This window comes from Methanoplanus endosymbiosus (assembly GCF_024662215.1).
In the GTDB taxonomy this organism is placed as follows: Archaea; Halobacteriota; Methanomicrobia; order Methanomicrobiales; family Methanomicrobiaceae; genus Methanoplanus; species Methanoplanus endosymbiosus.
In genome coordinates this window covers 770,733-789,461 of record NZ_CP096115.1, presented here as the reverse complement: position 1 = coordinate 789,461, position 18,729 = coordinate 770,733, and the positions used below count along the sequence as shown (strand labels likewise).

The following is an 18,729-nucleotide window of genomic DNA, read 5'->3' as shown; positions in this document are numbered from 1 at the left end:
GAACTTAAACGAAAGAGGCATAAAGTCCGGAAGATAAAAGAAGAAATAATACAGGAGCTTTTAATGGGGAGAGTAAGGGAGATCCAGAAAAAGGGATTAAAAGCACCGCACCTACAACAAAGGCAGATTAGCAGATAATGGAGGCATATGTGTGAAACCGGTCAGGATTTTTATCAGTAGTGTGCAGACTGAGTTTGCAGAGGAAAGGGTTACGCTGCGTGATTATCTGAGAGGAGATGCACTGATGAGGCGTTTCTTTGAGGTATTTGTCTTTGAGGATGTGCCTGCTACTGACAGACACCCGGACAGATTATATCTGGACGAGGTAGAGAAGTGTGACATCTACATAGGACTCTTCGGCACACAGTACGGTTCAGTATATGAGGACAATTTAAACCTAAAACCGTCCGGAAAATCCCCGACAGAACAGGAGTTTGACCGTGCCACAGAACTTGGAAAATACCGCCTTATTTATATCCGGGGAAGAGACAATGCAGGCCGTCATCCCAAAATGCAGGCACTCATCAGCAGGGTTGAGTCAGACCTTATAAGAAAGAGGTTCAGTACAGCTTCTGAGCTGTTAGCCGGAGTTTATGCCGCTCTTGTCGATTATCTTGCCGATAAACAGCTCATCAGATCAGGGCCGTTTGATGCCTCACCCTGCATGAAAGCAGACATCTCAGATCTTGATTCTGAGAGGATTGAGTGGTTCATCCGGACAGCAAGATCCGGCAGACATTTCCCCCTCTCCGGCGATGTCAGTGTCAGCGAACTGCTCAAACATCTTAACCTTATGGACGGCGACTACCTTACAAATGCAGCAGTCCTGCTCTTTGGGAAAAAACCTCAGCGTTTTCTCATCTCTTCTGAAATCAAATGTGCACGTTTCCACGGGACTGAGGTCAGAAAACCCATCCCCTCATATCAGGTGTACAAGGGTACAGTCTTTGAACTTGTGGATCAGGCAGTTGATTTTGTCCTCAGCAAAATTGACCTGTATGTCGGAACCCGTGAAAACGGCTCTCAGGCTCCCGTCCGGTATGAAATTCCAAAAGAAGTGGTTGCAGAGGCAATCGTTAATGCTGTTGCTCACCGGGATTATGCCAGCAATGGCAGTGTTCAGGTCATGCTCTTCTCAGATCGTCTGGAAATCTGGAATCCTGGTGCACTTCCACCCTCCCTTACCCTTGAAAAGCTCCGGGTTGCACATGGCTCAGTTCCGGAAAATCCACTCCTTGCAGAACCAATGTACCTTACTAAGTACATTGAAAGGATGGGTACAGGAACAGGTGATATGATACGCCGTTGCATTGAAGCCGGTCTGCCTGAACCGGAGTTTACTGTAACTGATGGTTTCCGGACAGTTATCCATATGGTCAAAGCAGAGGAAAAACCTTCGGAGAAAACCGAAAGTACTAGGGAAAAAACCGAAAGTACTAGGGAAAAAACTGAAAGTACTAGGGAAGAAACTGAAAGTACCAGGGAAAAAACCGAAAGTACTAGGGAAAAAACTGAAAGTACTAGGGAAGAAACTGAAAGTACCAGGGATAAAACTGAAAGTACCAGGGATAAAACTGAAGAAACCCGCGAAAAAATTATCACTCTGATTTCAGAAAACCCGTTTGTCACCATGGACGAAATGGCACAAAAGACCGGCATATCATCCAAAGGAGTAGAATGGCAGATAAAGCAGTTGAAAAATTCCGGGCGGATAAAACGGTCCGGGCCAAAAAAAGGCGGCCACTGGGAGATTGCCGGAGATGGCAGCAACTGACACGGGTGTTACGGGAAATGACTGACATAGGTGCCCTTGAGATTGTTACCCAAAAGAGGGTAATCAGGCTCTTTACCGAAAAACTGGGCTATGAATACCTTGGAGACTGGCAGGACAGAGAGGACAATAAAAACATCGAAGAGGAATACCTCCGCCGCTACCTTGAAAGCACAGACAGATATAAATCCGGAAAATATGATGACGAAATCATAAACAAGGCCCTTTTTGAACTAAACCGCGTCTCAGGTGATCAGAGCAGACATCTCTATGACGTAAACAAAGATGTCTATACCCTTCTTCGTTACGGCGTAAACGTAAAAGGAGAAGCCGGAGAAAATTCAAAGACAGTCCGTTTAATCAACTGGAAAAAACCTGAAAATAACCATTTTGCTATAGCAGAAGAAGTAACTGTCACAGGCAATAACACAAAACGGCCCGACATAGTCCTGTACATAAACGGTAGTGACATCAATTAACATACTTAATTATTGAATGTAAAAATACTGGCCATGTAATCTTTCTATCAATTATACCTTCAATCATTCTTGGTGTAGGTTTTTTCTTGAATTCATTCATAAAATTCCAATAAAATTGAAAAATATCTAATGCTGATTCTAATTTTGGTTTTAACTTTGAGAATGTCTTCGCTTTTCTCACCAAACGGCCAACTCTTTCACGAAGGATTCCATTAGAATTTTCAACATCAGTAGTTTCAATTTTGGATAACGGCGGCTCACCAATAACTGCAATTTTGTATTTTTCTTCAACTCTCCCCTTTTTCCGGACTTTTATTAACTGACCATAGTTAACGCAGGGATTAGCGTAAAGAGCATTTAAACTTGTCAGATATTGGTCATTCCCATCAGTATAAATTTCAAGTTTTGATTGTGGATCAGGGAGCTTAATTCTTTCATAAAGGTCATTCATCATGACATTACAGGTTGCTTGTTTATGTTTTCCAACTGCAAAAGAAATTATAAAATAGGATTTTCGTTTTATTGCTGTGTATGTCCATGCATTGCCAACGAAATCTGGTTCTGAGCTTTCTTTGACAACATTTTTTTGTTTTTTTTAATGAAACTCCAGAACTCATCACATTCTATAGGGCTTAGATCAAGTTCTTCAATGAGTATATCATTCATCTTTGCTGCATGCTCAGCTACATCAGTAAGCAACCGTCCAATTGTATCGCGGTGGTGACCCGTTAATCTTTCGATGCTTCTTATTCCATTTTTCTCCACAAAATGCTTGCAAATGGTTATAATTTCTTTTTCAGATAGGTGTTTGTAGAATAGGGGAGTACCTTTAGTTTCCATGAAAAATTTTGTACAGTGTTTGCAGTAATATCGTTGATGAGAAGTTCTGGCATCTTTTCCTCGTTTGATTATATCCTTTCCTTCCTCTTTGAGATAATATTGACACTCAGGATTTTGGCAGACAACATCTATTTTTCCACGTGGGCGAGCCATATGTATCACATAAATATATGTCATTCATCACACAATATAGTATGCCATCTTAGGACACTACCGATAAAACGCTTGAACTTCTGAAAAATCAGGAGGAATACATTTAGATGCACCGGATTACAGTTGCCGGACTTGAGTTTGACGTAATTCAGAAAAAGATAAAACACTTGCACCTCGGAGTCTATCCTCCTGACGGGAAAGTGCGTATCTCTGCACCTTCCGGTTTTGATGACGAAGCGGTAAGACTGGCAGTAATATCAAAACTCGGATGGATTCGCCGCTGCCAGAAGGAATACAGAGAGCAGGTACGCCAGTCACCAAGAGAGTACCTGCCCCGTGAAAGCCACTATTTTTTCGGCCAAAGATATCTCCTGAATATTACTGAACAGAAGGGAAAATCTGAGGTTTTAATCAGGAATAAATCTGTGATTGATATGTATGTGCCACAAGGTTCTGACAGCCGGAAACCTGAGCAGATTCTTTCCGGATGGTACAGAAAAGAGCTTAAAGCCCGAATCCCGTCACTGATTGAGAAGTGGGAGCCGGTAATTGGTGTAAAAGTTTCAAAGTGGGGCGTTAAAAAGATGAAGACAAAATGGGGGAGCTGCAATCCGGAGGCAAAAAGGATCTGGGTAAATCTTGAACTTGCCAAAAAACCGGAAATCTGCCTGGAATATATTATTGTGCATGAGATGGTGCATCTTTTAGAGCGTAATCACAACGGGCACTTCAGGGAACTTATGGATAAATTCATGCCACAGTGGCAGTTATACCGTGATGAACTGAATCAGTCACCCCTGGCACATGAAAACTGGGCATACTAAAACAGTATAATCTCTGATAATTACATCTATCAATATCTATCAGTTTGTGATAAACTGATAGATAATGATAATATAGATCAGAAATAATTATATGCTAATAATATGTTACTCCCCCAAACTCCTGAATTCAGCCAGGAAGATCTAAAATCTGCATGGGAATGTGCAAAAGATCCTGAAGTACTTAATGCAGTGTTCAGATACAACAGGAAATACCTGCACTGGGAAGAACTTAGGAGAAGAGAACTTCCGGCAGATCCCTTATACATCTGGATTCTGATGAAGGCTTTCAGGAGTAAAGATGAGAAGTTCCTGAAATTTAATGAAATTCTCCTGAAATATAATTTATTGGATGATTTCTCCGAAAAACTTCATTTCCTGGACAAATCAGCCGCAGGAAGTATATCATCGGGTCTGGAGTCCATGAACCTGGAGAAAGACCGCTTCATAATAAATTCCTTAATGGAGGAAGCCATTGCATCAAGCCAGATTGAAGGTGCAGCAGTTACAAGAAGAATTGCAAAGGAAATGCTTCAGAAGAGGAGAAAACCCAGAAATAAAGACGAAAGGATGATCCTCAATAACTATCTCACAATGAAGGATATTCTCCGGATAAAAAACAGGGATCTGACAAAGGAACTGATCTTAACGATTCACAGGATGATTACAGAAAAAACCCTTGAAAATCCTGCCGATGAAGAGTGTTTCAGGGACAACAATGAGATCAGAATTTATGACCACAGGGGAAATGTTCTGCATACACCTCCGGATTACAAAAAGATAGACCAATATATAGATGAATTCTGTGAATTTGCAAACGGAAAAGATGAAGAATTTATTCATCCGGCAATAAAGGGAATAATCCTGCACTTCCTTATGGGCTATATTCATCCGTTCAATGACGGAAACGGAAGGTGTGCAAGGAGTATATTCTACTGGTTTATGCTTAAAAATGATTACTGGCTCTTTGAGTACATGGCAGTTTCAAGAGTAATAAATAATTCCGGAGGTAAGTATAAACTTGCTTACCAGTACACAGAAAGCGATGATGGGGATTTGACATATTTCCTGAAATACAATCTTGGTGCAATAACAGCAGCTGTTGAAGAGATCATAAAATACATAGAGAGAAAACAGAAAGAAAATACTGAGGCAATTGATATTTTAAAAGAAGAAGACTTCAGTCTTCGCCAGATTGAAATACTAAAATCAGTGATGAAAAAGCCGCAAGAGCCTGTAACAATAAAAGAGATAACTGAAGTCTGGAATGTGGCCTATGCAACGGCAAGAAAAGATCTCTTAACCCTTGAGAAGAAGGGTTATCTGATTGGCAAAAAATCAGGTAAAACCTATTATTTCATCTTCAATGGCATAAATAAGAATCAGGCATAAGAATGTTTTACTATATTGAGCGGATGGGTACAGGAACGGGTGATATGATCCGGCGTTTCAGTGAGGCCGGTCTGCCGGAACCTGATTCCGTAACTGATGGTTTCAGGACATTCATCCGCATGGTTAAAGCAGGGAAAAAATCTTCGGAAGAAATTGCTGATATGATCAGGCATGATCCGGAGATTACCATACCGGAGATGACGATAACTGACACAGTGTGGGAAATGACTGATACAGGTGCTTCCGGGATAGTTACCCGTAACCGTTGGTCATGCTCTTTACTGACACATGGCTACGAATATCCCGGCTGCCGGCAGGAAGAAGAAGAGAAAAAATAATGTTTCATCCCCGGCCGGCATCATAATGAGCTTTTATCTCCTCAGGTGAGAATGCCTCCCCATATGTGTTAAGTCCGGAAATTTCCCCGTTAAATTTCCTCTGGCCGGTGCTGGTGTGCCAGAGTATGCCCAAAGGCCCGCCGACCTGATACATATCAGGAGAGTCCCTAAGTCCTGAAGTGTCATATGACCTTGAAGAATCAAGGTTTCCGTTTACATACAAAAAGACCTTCCCGTCGGTTTTATTATATATTCCGGTAAGGTAATACCATTCATCCTTCACAGGAGATGTGGATGAGAAGAGCGGCACCCCACTGCCGCCACCGCTCTCTGTTGCAACCGCAAATTCAAATTTTGAATTGTCACTGTTATGCTGAAGCTGGTATCTCCTGTTATTGTCGGTATTTCCGTCAATGACAATTGTCGCCCACTTTCGTGACGAATCTCCGCCGGGATTTGGATTTACATTCCACTTTATCCATGCTTCAGCGGTAAATCCCGGATAACGGACGTAATCATCCTGAGTAGTATTGGAGTCACTCGTATTCACATAGTCATAATGCTTCCTTGCCAGAATAACAGGATTTTTATCTCCGTCAAATACCAAAGCAACATCCTGAACAGAACCGGTATCAGAATAATTAATATACAGGTTCTCACCCGGAGACCATGGATACGAACCACCCTGAAGGGTGATGTTGTCCTTTTGGATTATCTCACTGTTAACTGATACATAAAAATCATCAGATGGAAGTTCGTCACCGCCAAGATGCTGAATAATAATATTTGTGCTGTCCTTTTCTATTTTAGCTGCTACAACAGGCACTTTTTCAGGGACAGGTGCTTCATCTGAGAAGATCACAATGACTACTCCGGCTGCAAGAATTACAAGAAAAATCATCAGGATTTCAGCAATTACTGGTGAAATCCCTGCATCGCGTTCTCCCTGAGTCATATCTGAATAATATTTCTGAATTTATATGCTTAATAACTTTCTTGACTTTGGCATTATCCAGAAGTCCGGCGATAATTTCCAGATATGCTCTTTATCCGGAGGAACAGTTACTGTTATACCCTACAGCTTTGTACTGAGCCTTTCCATCCATGAAGGTGAGAAAGTAACCATATCCCCTTCCCCGGTTAAAATACCGTCATGTTTAAGCTCCTGGGTCAGCGATTTCATAAGTCCGGCTGTGATGGCTATCTTTGTGCTGCTGTCGGTTTTTACACCTGATTCTCTCCATAACTTCTCGATATTTTTTCTCAGGTCATCAACGTCAAGTTCACCGTATTTTTCAACAGTACCCAGTACATATGTCAGAATGGATCTTTTCAGGCGGAAGTTGTCTGCAATATCCATAACATCCTCTTCATCAAGTCCAAGTTCAATCAGAATTTTGCCGAGTTCATTGGCTTCTATGGCCAGGTACGCCGGCATCCGGAATGATACCTCAAAGCTCTCATCTGCGATAAATGCGGAGACATAGCTTATTCCGGGATAATTCTTTAGATCCGGCAGTTCAAAGGAAGTAACGTCAGTCTCCGTTATCATCTCACCCGGTTCTTTATCTGTAAAGAGTATAAAGCCTCTCTCAGACTCTTTAACATAACACTCTTCTTCAAGGTTAGTATGGATTATTGAGAGCGGAACCTCACTGAATATCTCATCTTCAAGTGTCTCTGATGAATAACCGGGAAGCTCCACATCATCCGGCAGTTCCAAATCCGGGCAGACACTGGCGATAAGTTTAACGGTTGAGATCTCAAAGTCCTCATGTGTATATAGCAGATCTCCGGGTTTTTTCCCGGCAATAAGGATAGATAATGCTTCTTTATAGTCCTCATTAAACTCGTGCAGGACAGAAAAGTCCTCCCACTGCTCTTCATCCTCCTCAGTCATATCATCGCACCAGTTGATTATGTCATCTACAGTTCCTCTTGCAAGCATATTCAGAGAAAAGTCTGAATATTTCCTCACTTCTGATTTGCAGTCATTATCGCTCAGCCATTCTGTAAACTCCTCAGCCGCATCCTCTGTGAGAAATGTGATCCGCTCTTCAAGTATCATACAGATAATTTAGTGCAGAATACAGAAAAAACTGACTGGACAAAAGACTGTCCGGGAGCTTTTGCATTTTTGTCCGCATTATCTCCTATGAAACTTTTGTTTCATCCACCATCTGTGAACCGCAGGCTCATGTATGACTTCTTTTTAACTGCCCTGCCTGAAAAACTATTCATGGTAAAGAAAGGGTTAGTATAGTATAGTCTGATGCAAAACTTTCCGGAAAGTTTGCTCAAGACTATGTAGTGCGGTCAGAGTGCACGCTTTGGTATTTGTATCTAAAATTCAGGGAATTGTTAAGGTATTCAATAGCTCTAATCTGATTATAAAATACAGAATATTCTCTTTCTCTGTCCCTGAATGTAACAGATGGTCAATTATCTGATAAACAATGGTTGATTTGCCGGTTCTTCTTGCTCCGGTCAGGATAAGGACTTCTTTGGCTATTAAATACTGCATTATCTCCGGAAACATGTGCAGGCGGTTGATTCCTGTATTGAAACTCTTTGAAAACCACCAGGGGTTCTGGCTTTCAAGTGCCATCTGCGTACTTGGGTTCATACAACAGGTTACGGTCTCTGATAAATCACCAAACCATCGGTTATAATCTATGATTTTATAATTTATTGTAGGTTATAATCTATGATATTTCAAATCAAGTGTTATGACTTCCTTCTTTGAAATGGTAAGAAGGTGGTTATATTCTGAGAAGGGATAAGCAGTATATTTATCATCGGAATTTGTTTTGGTACTTTCGTTAGACTATAGATGTTTTTTAGGGTTATAATAATTAAAAATCAGAATGTCTAAATACTATTTCTATGGGTATTGTTCCAGGAAATTATGGGTATATACTAATCAATCAAAAAGCGGATGAATGATTATAAGTTATCTATTACCCACCATAGCATAAATACAAACACACAGATTACACAAAATTTTGCAAAAGGATTAAGACAGTCAAACCAATTAAAAAAACTTTCAAATCCCTTCATCGTAGCTTTTACTACGGCTCTTGCTACGCCTCCTCCTATAAAAATGTAACTACCCAAAATTCACCTCCGATTTATATTTAGTAATAATTCTTTAAAAACTATTATATTTTTTTCAATGTAGGTTTAATTTTCCCCAGTTTAATTCATTCAGGTTTCCAAATAAAACAGGAATCAATATATATGTGGTCGGATATTGTCATAATTAAGTTTATTTCTATGACAAAACGTAATTTTCCACCCACAATAACAACGCCGGATGGATCTTTTATAATGTCTCCGAAAAATGACTTTGCCTTCAGGCTGTTATTTGGGGATGAGAAGAACAAAGAAATAACAATATCTTTCCTGCGTGCCATGCTCAAAATTCCGGTCAAAGACATAACTATTAAAGATCCATTTCTCCTGAAACAGGTAGCAGGAGATAAGACGGGAATTCTCGACATCAGAATTGTTCTTGATTCCGGAGTGCAGGTTGATGTGGAAATTCAGCTGAGTGATCATCCGGCAATTAAGGAGAGGGTGCTCTTTTATCTTTCAAAATTATATACCTCACAGATATCATCCGCTGAAGATTACCGTGTGCTTAAGAGGACTATATCTCTCGTGATTCTTGATTACACTCTCTTTGAGGTTGAACCGATGCACACAACGTACAGGTTTTATGACCGGAAGAATGAGATAGAACTGACAGATGTTTTGGAAGTGCATATTGTAGAACTACCAAAACTTAATAATATAATAAGTCAACATAAGAATAATCCTGAAATACCGTGGTTAATGTTTCTGAACGCAGGAACAGAGGAGGAGTTAAAGATGGCCGCTAAAGCTGAACCAAAGATTTCAAAGGCATTTGATCGTTTAGTTGAGATGAGCGATGACGAGGAGAACAGGCGCTTATACGAGGAGAGGATAACCCAGATAATTGAGGTTGATCTCAAGATAGAAGCGGCTAAGAAGGAGGGAAGAGAAGAGGGAAGAGAGGAAGGAAGAGAAGAAGGAGCCATCAGAGAACGCATTAATACTGCGAAGAACCTGATATTACTTGGAATGGACAATGAGATTATAAATAAGGCAACAGGACTTTCTCCGGAGAAGATAACTCAGCTCAGGTCTGAAATCAAACCGGAATGAGAACTAAAGATTAATCCTTCATCTTCCGGAAATATATTTTTTACATCTTTTCAATAATCGCTGCAATATTCCTCCCTTCCTTCCCAACCCCTGTCAGGTATTCAGACCGTTCATAAAGACAATCCTGAAATACCTCTGCCTGATGTTTAATAATCAGATACATTTCCTGAATTATAGTCTCTCTTACATCCTCTCTTTGATGAAATTATCAACGGTTGTCCGGTGAACATCAAATATTCGTGCAATTTCGCATTTGGATACTTTTCTCTCCAGCAAAACCCGGATAACTTCTTCCTGTCCGGATAGTTTCACCCGCTTTGATTTGCTCCCTTTGGGACGGCCAGGTACAACACCTTCGGCCCGTTTCTTTGCCAAAGCCTCTTTAGTGCGCTGACTTATAAGATTTCGTTCAATCTCTGCACTTAGGCCAAATGCAAAGGCTAAAACCTTGCTCTGAATGTCATCTCCAAGCCGGTAGTTGTCCTTTATCGTCCAGACTTTGCACTCCCTCCTCATGCAGATGTTTAGGATTTCCATAATCATAAAGAGGTTACGGCCAAGTCTGGAAAGTTCAGCACATATGAGAATGTCATCTTTTTTTATATTATTCAGCAGATCCCCAAGAGCACGTTTGTTATATTCTTTTGTGCCGGAGATTGTCTCTTCAATCCAGCAGTCGATCTTTATCTCCTGCTGCTCACAGAAATTGTTTATTGTGAAACGTTGGTTTTCCACAGTCTGTTTGTCTGTACTGACTCTTATATAGCCATAATTCATGGCGTATGTTTCAAAATTGATATTTCATATTCCAAACGAATTTTTGTTTAGTGGTTGTAAGTGGTCATTTACTCTATAACCTTCTTCATTTTATCGGCTTCTTCTTTGGTCAGGCCCTCATGTTTACTATGAAATTCTTTAAAGACTTCTCTGACTGTCCGGTGTTTTGGAAGAATTCTTAGTATCAGACTTGAAAAACTCTCATCTTCACTGTTCTTTCACGTTTTCAGGCATCCATATGCTTCTTCTGAGAGGTTTACAGTTTTTTCCGGCATATTTATCTGTACACATATACCGGCGCATAAAGTTTTTTGCTGATCAATATGCACCTGGGTGTGTTCAATTTAACTGCCATATTTTTCATTTTTGTATTTGTCATCGCTGAGTTTGTTACTCAATTGGAATATAAAGCACAAAAACAAGGTAAAACTATCTTACGGATTGGACAATTAGAACCATCTACAAAAATCTGTAGTGAATGTGGATATTACAACAGGGATTTGAATTTATCTGATAGAGACTGGATTTGTCCGGATTGTGGGATACATCATGACCGGGATATCAATGCCGCTATAAATATCAGGAAATTTGCTTTAGATAGACAGAATCTAATTGGAATATAATATCTTTGCACCCTTGGAACGAGGGGAAGGGCCTGTGGACTTACGAACAATGGTTTGGGGTATGAAGCAGGAAGCCTCTGGGTCTTTAGCCCAGAGGTAGTTCACTAGTCCAAAGTGTGCCGGATTAAGATGAATTCATCATGACGGAATAATGAGATCGTAGAATTGCAGAATGGTGGAATATCAGAATAGCGGAATAAGGAGGGATTTATCCCAAATATATTAGTATATTCATCAGAGTAGAATTTATAATCGCCCACAGGATTTAGCGAGGAGCCGGATTTTAGTCGTATCAACTGAATATTTTAAGCGGCACTGAAAAAGGCTGATGCTGACAGAGATATTATTTAATATGTATCTTACTTATAAGATATGTAAGTCATATGACTCTGATAGATGTTAAGACCGGAACAATAACCAGAAAGGGCCAGATTGTTATTCCTAAGGGTATCCGGGATATGTTTGAGACCGGAACCAAGGTTGCATTTCTTGCATACGAAGACAGAATTGAGATAAGGCCTCTTGATGAAATTGATACAGCCCTTTCATGTGCTTATGCAAGTGAAAAAACGCTGGCAAAGGAATGGCTTTTAGAAGAAGAAGATGAAGCATGGAAGAATTTGTAAAAGGAGAAGTGCTGGTTGTTCCTTTCCCTTTCTCTGATCTCTCAGATGTTAAGAAACGGCCTGTTTTAGTGCTTTTTAGTTCCTGAAGGGGAAGACATCATTGTCTGCCAGATTACAAGCCGGCATAGGAATGACTGTACTTCCATAGAGATTATCCAGTCTGACTTTGAGGTAGGAGGTTTTCATATGAACAGTTTCATCCGGCCACAGAGATTATTTACGATGGATAAAATACTTGTCAGATATTCTGCCGGGAAGCTCTGTAAAAGCAAAATTAAAGAGGTTGAAAATACGCTTATTCGTATTTTTACCAGCTGAAAGTCTTTTTAAAGATTTTCTGTTTATGCTGTTGAGTGCTTTTGGCTTTGGTTCACCCTTATGAGGGTTAAAGCCTGCTCAACATCCTCTCTTTGATGAAATTATCAACGGTTGTCCGGTGAACACCAAAAATACGTGCAATTTCACATTTGGAAACCTTTCTTTCCAGTAAAACCCGGATGACATCTTCCTGTCCGGATAGTTTCACCCGCTTTGATTTACTTCCTTTGGGACGGCCAAGTACAACACCTCTTAAGCGAAAAAAAGATACTTTGTGAAACAGCTGAACCATTTACTTAACCTGTCAGCTGTCCATTCCGGAAGAGAGCTTAAATGAGAAAGTATATATGTTATATAAAAATACTATTTAGCAGCGATGCAAAAAATAAAAGAATATTTCCGGTCAATATCACTCAAGCTGATTGTATTGATTACAATTATCTGCTTCTCTGTCTCCGCTTACTGCTTATCAATAGGAATAACAACCGTTTTCCCTCATATATTCTATATCCCGATAATTCTTGCATCGTACTACTACCCAAAATATGGCACAAAGTTTGCCGGATTTGTCAGCATAGTTTATCTGTTAAGCATGGCGCTTCTTCCGGATATAAACTCCGGAATCATAATTTCGGCAGTGATTCGTGGAGTAATTTTCATACTTGTCGGAACTGTCGTCTGCTACCTCTCTGAAATTCAGAGAGAGGCAAAAGAGGAGTCTGAGATTAACAAAAACCGATTCATGGAATTATTCAACAATATAGGCAGTGGCATCGCAATTGTAAAAGAGGATCGGAAAAATGACGACTTCATCCTCACTGATCTCAACAGAAAGGGCCGTATTATTAAGAATATTCCGGAGAATAAGGACTTTGTGCTAAACTTAAATAAATATTCCCACAGTGCAGGCAGCTTTGATATCTACAACGAACTAAAGGAAGTTTCAGAGACCGGAAAAGAACTTCATTTTGTCAGGGAAAGAGACGGCAACGGAACCGGCACAGGCTGGACAGAACTTTTCATCTATAAAATCCCGTCCGGAGAGATAATCGTAGTCTTTGATGACATCACTGAGAGAAAAAGACAGGAAAAAGAGCTTAATGAGAGCGAAGAACGGCTTAAACTTGCACTTAAGGCGGCAAGGCTCAATCTCTTTGAATATAATTTTAAAGAAGATATAATCAATATTCATAAGCAGAACTATGATCTCAGTTCTTCATTTCCTGAATCATTATCAATATCTGAATTTTACGATTATATATACCCTGATGACCTTGAGATTTTCCAGACTGAGATGAGAAAAGCCCTCAACAGAGAGCAGAAATATCTCTCCAGCGTGCAGAGAGTCCAGCTGCCCGGCGGAGATCTCAGATGGTATCTCATATTAGGTGAAATTGTGGAATTTTCAGATACATACAAACCAAAAAGACTCATTGGCATATCACAGGATATAACAGATATGAGAAAATATCAGGAGAGCGTTGAGGAGGCAAACAAAAAATTAAATCTGCTCTCAAGTATAACCCGGCATGACATCCTCAATCAGGTATCAGCACTTGTTCTCTACAACAGGCTCCTTGAAAATAAATTACCGCCTGAAGATGAGGAGGCAAAGGATTACATCGACAAAATGGACTCCATCTCAACCACAATACAGAAGCAGATCTCATTTACAAAAGAGTACCACAACCTTGGAGTAGATGCACCTTCATGGCAGAACTTAAATGATATAATCAGGCAGGAAGAGCATATAGCATACTCCGGCGGCCTTGCTGTGAATGATCAGACAGAAGGTATAGAGATATTTTCCGACCAGATGATCAATAAAGTATTCTACAACCTCTTTGAAAATTCCAAATACGCAGAAGGGGCAGTCAGGATTACAGTGAGCTTTAAATCCGGAGATGACGGTGAAGGTATAATCACAGTTGAGGATGACGGATGCGGAATTTCGGAGAAGAAAAAAGAGAAGATCTTTGAGAGAGGTTATGGCCAGAATACCGGCTTTGGACTATTCCTGACAAAAGAAATTCTTGACATAACAAACATCTCAATAGCGGAGAGTGGCGTTCCCGGAGAAGGTGCAAGGTTTGAGATGACCGTACCTGAGAATAGGTGGAGATATTTCAGAGAGCAAACGTCTGAATCTGCCGGCTTAAATTCCGGTAAGAATTAGTAATCACCCGGAAAAATTTAATCCAAAAATAATAATGCTTCCTTTCTGAGATCAGTCCGGTAAATTACCCTGATATTAATTCCGGATTAAAAAAAGTATTTTTCCGGATTTCACAGCCGGAACTTATCCATATCTGTTCTCAGACCGGCTGTAAGTTCAGTAACCTCATATACCGCACTGGCAATCTCCTCAACTGATGCACTGGCCTCCTCGGCAAGTGAGGCAAGCTCAACAGTCTGGTTCTGAACCTCATGTGTCATAACCGTACCTTCCTGTGTGACGCTTACCACCTTGTTTGCAATATCTGCCTGATTCTCAATAGCATTAGTGATGTCACCGATGTCCTTCTGGACCTGGTTTGCACTTATGATAATTTTATTGAGTGCCTCAAGGGCGTTGTTTACACTCTCAGCGCCGTTTATTATCTCCTTATTGGCCCCGGTGATCGATGCTGCCGCACTCTCACTGTTGGCCTGAACAGCGGCAACGACCTTCTCAATACTGTCCGTTGCCTGCCGTGCCTCACCTGCAAGATTCTTCACCTCTCCGGCAACGACTGCAAAACCACGTCCGTGCTCACCTGCACGGGCCGCCTCAATTGCCGCATTCAGTGCAAGAAGGTTGATCTGTCCGGTAATCTCATAGATGAGTTTCACAACCGTACCAACCTCTGAGATCTGATCTTTCAGTGAATTGATCTCGCCGACACTCTTTCCGGCGATCTCCTCCACGCTTGCCATCTTATGCTTGGCATCGTCGCCGGCAACCTGTGCCTTCTTTCCTATATCAACGACATTGAGTGCACCTTTTAATACCTCCTGCGAAGTGCTGGCAATCTCCTCATTTGAGGCCGAGAGGTCGGCAATCTGGTTGTTGATGTCCTCCATCTTAACCAGCAGTTTTTCAACGACATCTGCTGTCTTCTGGCTCGTTGATGCGACATCCTCCGCTGCCCGTCCGACATCCTCAGTGCCTTTGTTCACCTCCTTTGCATTGTAGTTTGTCTTCTCAACCGTCTCCTTAACCCCGGCTATAGTCTCACCAAGGCAGATCCCGGTATTGTTCAGCGCCTCTGCAAACTCCACAAACTCGCCGGAGATCTGTATCTTTTTATCAAAGCGGGCGGAGAAGTTATTGTCAGCATATTCAAGGGCTATTTTCTTTGCCTCATTTAACGGCACTATAAATGCCTCAAGGGTCTCATTGAAGCCTTCAATGACCTGCCGGAAACTGCCCTTATGAACTGAAATATCTGCCCTGACATTAAATTTCCCGTTCTTGCCGCCTTCTGCAAGCATCCCGGCATCCTCAACCATCCTGTTGACAGCAGTTTTAAGAGCTTTCATGCTCTCGTTTATCCGGTTGAAGTTCTCATATGCCTCTTTTGTATATTCATCCGGATTTTCAATCTCAAGTGATATATCCAGGTTTCCCTCAGCAAGATTTTCAAGGTTTTCTGAGACCTTTATGACCTCCTTATGCAGATATTCATTGACCCGTCTGATCTCAGTCATATCCTTATAGGCGGCGAGGATGTCGGATATATTGCCCTCACTGTCTGCAATCGGTATCGTGTCCTGTTCAATGAGTTTGATTCCGGTGGGGAATTCGACTGTTATATCACCCGTAACGCCGCTCTTCGTTGCAAGTGCCTCTTTTAACCCGTGCCCGCTCTTCTCAAGCACCTTAAAGTCACGGGCCGTCATTGTGAGCAGCTTATCCTTTGAATATCCGCTCAGCTTCACATATGCCCGGTTAACAAATTTGATATTGAGATTTAAGTCCATCAGTATCAGGGGAGTGGGGTTCTCCTCAAGCATGGTATTCTGCCGGAATGTCAGCTCCTTCATCTCAGTCAGATTTCTGTCAAGATCAGCCTGGGCCTTTATCCTTTCCTTCCTTATTTTTGCGTCTTTGATCTCACGCTTCACAGCCGGATAAAGTCGTGAGAGTGAGTCCTTTGCTATGAAATCTGTACATCCGGATTTCATCATTTCAACGGCTGTATCCTCTCCGACAGCACCGGATACAAGGATGAACGGGATGTCGAGGTCATGCCTCTCCTTAAGGATTTTTAAGGCATCTTTTCCGTTAAAAGCGCCCATATCATAGTCACTTATGATTATGTCCCACTCTCTGTCACTGAGTGCCTTTCTGAAGTCTCTGTCATTGTCAAGGCAGATGCTGTCGGTCTCGTATCCGCCCTTCTGAAGCTCTTTTAAGTTAAAGAAAGCATCATCCTTTGAATCTTCCAGAACTATAACTGATATAACTTCGCTCATTGTAATAAATCCTCAAAATCTGTGTATAATATCTGATCAATGATATGCAGATATAAGAAGATTATTAAATGTTACTGGAGGCTTATTTTTACAGATTATGGACTTATGTAGAGGTTAAGATATAAAAAAGAGGGGTTATGGCAGTGCCATATAAATGGTTGTGCCCTTTTTGGGTTCACTTTCTGCCCAGATCTTCCCGCCGTGCCGGTCAATGATCTTCTTGGTGGATGCAAGCCCAATCCCCGTTCCGGGGTAATCGGATTCACTGTGCAGCCGCTTAAAGGGCCTGAATATATCTTCTGATTTTTCCGGGGAAAAACCGTCACCGTTGTCTTTTATGTAGAGTATTCTGCCTTCATGGTTTACTGTGCCTATATCAATCTCCGGGTCTGCCACTTTCCCGGTATATTTCCAGGCATTGTTTATCATATTTTCAAGTGCAATTGAGATCAGTTTTTTATCGCCGAAATAAGTTATGCCCGGTTCAACACTTACCCTGACATTTCTGTCCGGATTGGACTCCTTTAAGTTTTTAACAATTCCCTCTGATATTTCATCCAGTGAGATCCTTTCCGGATTAAGCTCTGATCTTCCGACACGGGAGAGTGTTAAAAATCCGTCTATCATCTCATCCATCTTTCCGGTTGAAAAGAGTATTCTTTTTATATAATCCTCTTTCTCTTCGCGTTTTCCGGAGTCTTCGAGGAGGAGTTCAGCATAGCGTGATATGTTTCTGACAGGTGCTCTTAAGTCGTGGGATACGGAGTAGGTGAAGGCATCAAGTTCCCGGTTCTTCTCTTCAAGCTCCTTCTCCATTCTGTGCCGGTAAATTGCTATGTCAATGCCGAGGTTTAAGCTTTCGGGTGAGAACGGCTTTAGTATATAGCCGAACGGTGCAGTTCTTTTGACCCGTTCAAGAGTGTCATGGTCTGAATCGGCTGTTATGTATATTACCGGAATTTCATACCGTGATATTATCTCTTCGGCAGCTTCTATACCGTCCATCTCCCCTTCGAGGTGTATGTCCATCATTATCAGGTCGGGATATGAGTCCTCAAGATGTTTTAAGGCATCCTCTCCTGATTTAACCCTGCCGGTTATGACGTAACCCATTGACTGAAGGGTTTTTTCGAGGGGCAGGGCTACTACGTCCTCGTCTTCTACCAGTAATAGTGAGATATTTTCCATTTTTGCACCCGGATGTTTGATTTTTCACCGGAGAATAATCATGATCCCTTTTTTTTGTTAATTATAGTCTATTGTCTGATGTAATAATAATTGTGGTATTTGATATGTAAATCTGTCAGGCATATGGTTGCTCTGTTCTGATTCGGCGATTGACTTATGGATGTGGCAGGTCATTCTTGTCTCAGGAAATAAGGTCATAACGGGCAGGAATTATTTGACTTTTCGCGCCTGCCCCAAACTCTCTTTGGTGCCGGAATTTATCACCCTGAAAATTTCTGTCTATGTTAAGTAAAGGATATATACAGCTAAGATTTTTTGAAGATATCGGGTTTTTACTTTCACCCCACGCGGCCAAAGTTCATATACTGCCTGATTAAATCTCAATATAGAAGAGATGACCGGAACAGAATAGATCTGTTTCATTGTAGGCCGGAAGAGAGTATATGCCCGTTCACTATTAAGTGACACTTCCTTTTGATCAGGATTTATATCCCGGACATTTTCAGGGCTTTTTGAATCAGAGTCTGCCCTCATTTTTGGGCAGTTGTCCGGGTAAAGGTCAGTTCTGTTTAGCTTTAGCTATGCAGTTCTTATCTGTCTCTGAATATTACAGCGTTTTGCTGTGGGAATTGATCATATGAATTCAGATAAATACCAGATAATTTACAGTGCAGTGGATGAATACGGCATATATCCGGGAAGGACTGCCGGGGATCTCTTATGCCCTGGCAATGCCGGAAATATCAGGGGGGTG

19 protein-coding genes are annotated in these 18,729 nt (G+C 41.2%); 10 read left to right on the top strand and 9 right to left on the bottom strand.

Annotation, left to right across the window (positions count from 1 at the left end; genetic code table 11):
- Positions 1–181 precede the first annotated feature (181 nt).
- Positions 182–1,774 carry a DUF4062 domain-containing protein gene (locus tag L6E24_RS03225; RefSeq protein ID WP_257743284.1) on the top strand — a complete coding sequence of 531 codons (1,593 nt, stop codon included), beginning with the start codon at positions 182–184 and terminating at the stop codon, positions 1,772–1,774.
- Positions 1,775–1,791: 17 nt separating this feature from the next.
- Entirely contained in the window at positions 1,792–2,250 is a 459-nt protein-coding gene (locus L6E24_RS03220) for a type I restriction endonuclease (RefSeq protein ID WP_257743283.1), read from the top strand.
- On the opposite strand, the gene L6E24_RS03215 is transcribed toward L6E24_RS03220, so the two are convergent.
- Complete coding sequence (locus tag L6E24_RS03215) at positions 2,243–2,704, bottom strand: hypothetical protein (protein ID WP_257743282.1); 462 nt, start codon at positions 2,702–2,704, stop codon at positions 2,243–2,245. The genes L6E24_RS03220 and L6E24_RS03215 overlap by 8 nt on opposite strands.
- 65 nt (positions 2,705–2,769) lie before the next feature.
- Positions 2,770–3,243, bottom strand: coding sequence for a hypothetical protein (locus L6E24_RS03210; protein ID WP_257743281.1), 474 nt, complete (start codon positions 3,241–3,243; stop codon positions 2,770–2,772).
- A gap of 107 nt (positions 3,244–3,350) precedes the next feature.
- Between L6E24_RS03210 and L6E24_RS03205 the strand changes: the two genes are divergently transcribed.
- The 3 genes from L6E24_RS03205 (at position 3,351) to L6E24_RS03195 (ending at position 5,794) form a co-directional block, all read left to right on the top strand.
- Complete coding sequence (locus tag L6E24_RS03205; RefSeq protein ID WP_257743280.1) at positions 3,351–4,067, top strand: M48 family metallopeptidase; 717 nt, start codon at positions 3,351–3,353, stop codon at positions 4,065–4,067.
- Positions 4,068–4,169: 102 nt separating this feature from the next.
- Positions 4,170–5,456 (top strand): Fic family protein, encoded by a 1,287-nt coding sequence (locus L6E24_RS03200; RefSeq protein WP_257743279.1) that lies wholly within the window; start codon positions 4,170–4,172, stop codon positions 5,454–5,456.
- A gap of 2 nt (positions 5,457–5,458) precedes the next feature.
- The gene (locus L6E24_RS03195) at positions 5,459–5,794 is read left to right on the top strand and encodes a hypothetical protein (RefSeq protein WP_257743278.1); all 336 of its coding nucleotides are present in this window, start codon (positions 5,459–5,461) and stop codon (positions 5,792–5,794) included.
- Between the two features lie 4 nt (positions 5,795–5,798).
- Here L6E24_RS03195 and L6E24_RS03190 read toward each other — a convergent pair whose 3' ends face one another.
- The 3 genes from L6E24_RS03190 to L6E24_RS03180 all read right to left on the bottom strand — a co-directional run bounded on the left by L6E24_RS03190 (position 5,799) and on the right by L6E24_RS03180 (position 8,420).
- Positions 5,799–6,749, bottom strand: coding sequence for a LamG-like jellyroll fold domain-containing protein (locus L6E24_RS03190; protein ID WP_257743277.1), 951 nt, complete (start codon positions 6,747–6,749; stop codon positions 5,799–5,801).
- Positions 6,750–6,869: 120 nt separating this feature from the next.
- The gene (locus L6E24_RS03185; RefSeq protein ID WP_257743276.1) at positions 6,870–7,862 is read right to left on the bottom strand and encodes a hypothetical protein; all 993 of its coding nucleotides are present in this window, start codon (positions 7,860–7,862) and stop codon (positions 6,870–6,872) included.
- 282 nt (positions 7,863–8,144) lie between these two features.
- Positions 8,145–8,420: an AAA family ATPase gene (locus L6E24_RS03180; RefSeq protein ID WP_257743275.1), complete on the bottom strand. Its 276-nt coding sequence runs from the start codon at positions 8,418–8,420 to the stop codon at positions 8,145–8,147.
- Positions 8,421–9,070: 650 nt separating this feature from the next.
- On the opposite strand from L6E24_RS03180, the gene L6E24_RS03175 reads away from it, so the two are divergent.
- The gene (locus L6E24_RS03175) at positions 9,071–9,985 is read left to right on the top strand and encodes an Rpn family recombination-promoting nuclease/putative transposase (RefSeq protein WP_257743274.1); all 915 of its coding nucleotides are present in this window, start codon (positions 9,071–9,073) and stop codon (positions 9,983–9,985) included.
- Positions 9,986–10,168: 183 nt separating this feature from the next.
- Here L6E24_RS03175 and L6E24_RS03170 read toward each other — a convergent pair whose 3' ends face one another.
- Entirely contained in the window at positions 10,169–10,720 is a 552-nt protein-coding gene (locus tag L6E24_RS03170) for a master DNA invertase Mpi family serine-type recombinase (protein ID WP_257743273.1), read from the bottom strand.
- A 365-nt stretch (positions 10,721–11,085) separates the two neighbouring features.
- On the opposite strand from L6E24_RS03170, the gene L6E24_RS03165 reads away from it, so the two are divergent.
- The 3 genes from L6E24_RS03165 to L6E24_RS03155 all read left to right on the top strand — a co-directional run bounded on the left by L6E24_RS03165 (position 11,086) and on the right by L6E24_RS03155 (position 12,329).
- The gene (locus L6E24_RS03165; RefSeq protein ID WP_257743972.1) at positions 11,086–11,385 is read left to right on the top strand and encodes a zinc ribbon domain-containing protein; all 300 of its coding nucleotides are present in this window, start codon (positions 11,086–11,088) and stop codon (positions 11,383–11,385) included.
- A 383-nt stretch (positions 11,386–11,768) separates the two neighbouring features.
- Positions 11,769–12,011, top strand: coding sequence for an AbrB/MazE/SpoVT family DNA-binding domain-containing protein (locus tag L6E24_RS03160; protein ID WP_257743272.1), 243 nt, complete (start codon positions 11,769–11,771; stop codon positions 12,009–12,011).
- A 144-nt stretch (positions 12,012–12,155) separates the two neighbouring features.
- The gene (locus tag L6E24_RS03155; RefSeq protein ID WP_308219152.1) at positions 12,156–12,329 is read left to right on the top strand and encodes a hypothetical protein; all 174 of its coding nucleotides are present in this window, start codon (positions 12,156–12,158) and stop codon (positions 12,327–12,329) included.
- Between the two features lie 67 nt (positions 12,330–12,396).
- Here the strand turns inward: L6E24_RS03155 and L6E24_RS03150 are convergent, their stop codons facing one another.
- The gene (locus tag L6E24_RS03150; RefSeq protein ID WP_257743271.1) at positions 12,397–12,621 is read right to left on the bottom strand and encodes a hypothetical protein; all 225 of its coding nucleotides are present in this window, start codon (positions 12,619–12,621) and stop codon (positions 12,397–12,399) included.
- Positions 12,622–12,756: 135 nt separating this feature from the next.
- On the opposite strand from L6E24_RS03150, the gene L6E24_RS03145 reads away from it, so the two are divergent.
- Entirely contained in the window at positions 12,757–14,505 is a 1,749-nt protein-coding gene (locus L6E24_RS03145; protein WP_257743270.1) for a PAS domain-containing sensor histidine kinase, read from the top strand.
- Between the two features lie 110 nt (positions 14,506–14,615).
- On the opposite strand, the gene L6E24_RS03140 is transcribed toward L6E24_RS03145, so the two are convergent.
- Together L6E24_RS03140 and L6E24_RS03135 are read right to left on the bottom strand one after the other, a co-directional pair.
- Positions 14,616–16,787, bottom strand: a complete 2,172-nt coding sequence (locus L6E24_RS03140) for a methyl-accepting chemotaxis protein (RefSeq protein WP_257743269.1) — start codon at positions 16,785–16,787, stop codon at positions 14,616–14,618.
- Positions 16,788–16,922: 135 nt separating this feature from the next.
- Positions 16,923–17,975 carry a sensor histidine kinase gene (locus L6E24_RS03135; RefSeq protein ID WP_257743268.1) on the bottom strand — a complete coding sequence of 351 codons (1,053 nt, stop codon included), beginning with the start codon at positions 17,973–17,975 and terminating at the stop codon, positions 16,923–16,925.
- Between the last annotated feature and the right edge of the window lie 754 nt (positions 17,976–18,729).

Excerpts from the sequence above, each read along its gene's own strand:
- L6E24_RS03220 (WP_257743283.1), top strand. The coding sequence starts at position 1,792 with ATGACTGACATAGGTGCCCTTGAGATTGTTACCCAAAAGAGGGTAATC.
- L6E24_RS03215 (WP_257743282.1), bottom strand. The coding sequence starts at position 2,704 with ATGATGAATGACCTTTATGAAAGAATTAAGCTCCCTGATCCACAATCA.
- L6E24_RS03210 (WP_257743281.1), bottom strand. The coding sequence starts at position 3,243 with ATGGCTCGCCCACGTGGAAAAATAGATGTTGTCTGCCAAAATCCTGAG.
- L6E24_RS03205 (WP_257743280.1), top strand. The coding sequence starts at position 3,351 with ATGCACCGGATTACAGTTGCCGGACTTGAGTTTGACGTAATTCAGAAA.
- L6E24_RS03200 (WP_257743279.1), top strand. The coding sequence starts at position 4,170 with ATGTTACTCCCCCAAACTCCTGAATTCAGCCAGGAAGATCTAAAATCT.
- L6E24_RS03195 (WP_257743278.1), top strand. The coding sequence starts at position 5,459 with ATGTTTTACTATATTGAGCGGATGGGTACAGGAACGGGTGATATGATC.
- L6E24_RS03190 (WP_257743277.1), bottom strand. The coding sequence starts at position 6,749 with ATGACTCAGGGAGAACGCGATGCAGGGATTTCACCAGTAATTGCTGAA.
- L6E24_RS03185 (WP_257743276.1), bottom strand. The coding sequence starts at position 7,862 with ATGATACTTGAAGAGCGGATCACATTTCTCACAGAGGATGCGGCTGAG.
- L6E24_RS03180 (WP_257743275.1), bottom strand. The coding sequence starts at position 8,420 with ATGAACCCAAGTACGCAGATGGCACTTGAAAGCCAGAACCCCTGGTGG.
- L6E24_RS03175 (WP_257743274.1), top strand. The coding sequence starts at position 9,071 with ATGACAAAACGTAATTTTCCACCCACAATAACAACGCCGGATGGATCT.
- L6E24_RS03165 (WP_257743972.1), top strand. The coding sequence starts at position 11,086 with ATGCACCTGGGTGTGTTCAATTTAACTGCCATATTTTTCATTTTTGTA.
- L6E24_RS03160 (WP_257743272.1), top strand. The coding sequence starts at position 11,769 with ATGACTCTGATAGATGTTAAGACCGGAACAATAACCAGAAAGGGCCAG.
- L6E24_RS03150 (WP_257743271.1), bottom strand. The coding sequence starts at position 12,621 with ATGGTTCAGCTGTTTCACAAAGTATCTTTTTTTCGCTTAAGAGGTGTT.
- L6E24_RS03140 (WP_257743269.1), bottom strand. The coding sequence starts at position 16,787 with ATGAGCGAAGTTATATCAGTTATAGTTCTGGAAGATTCAAAGGATGAT.
- L6E24_RS03135 (WP_257743268.1), bottom strand. The coding sequence starts at position 17,975 with ATGGAAAATATCTCACTATTACTGGTAGAAGACGAGGACGTAGTAGCC.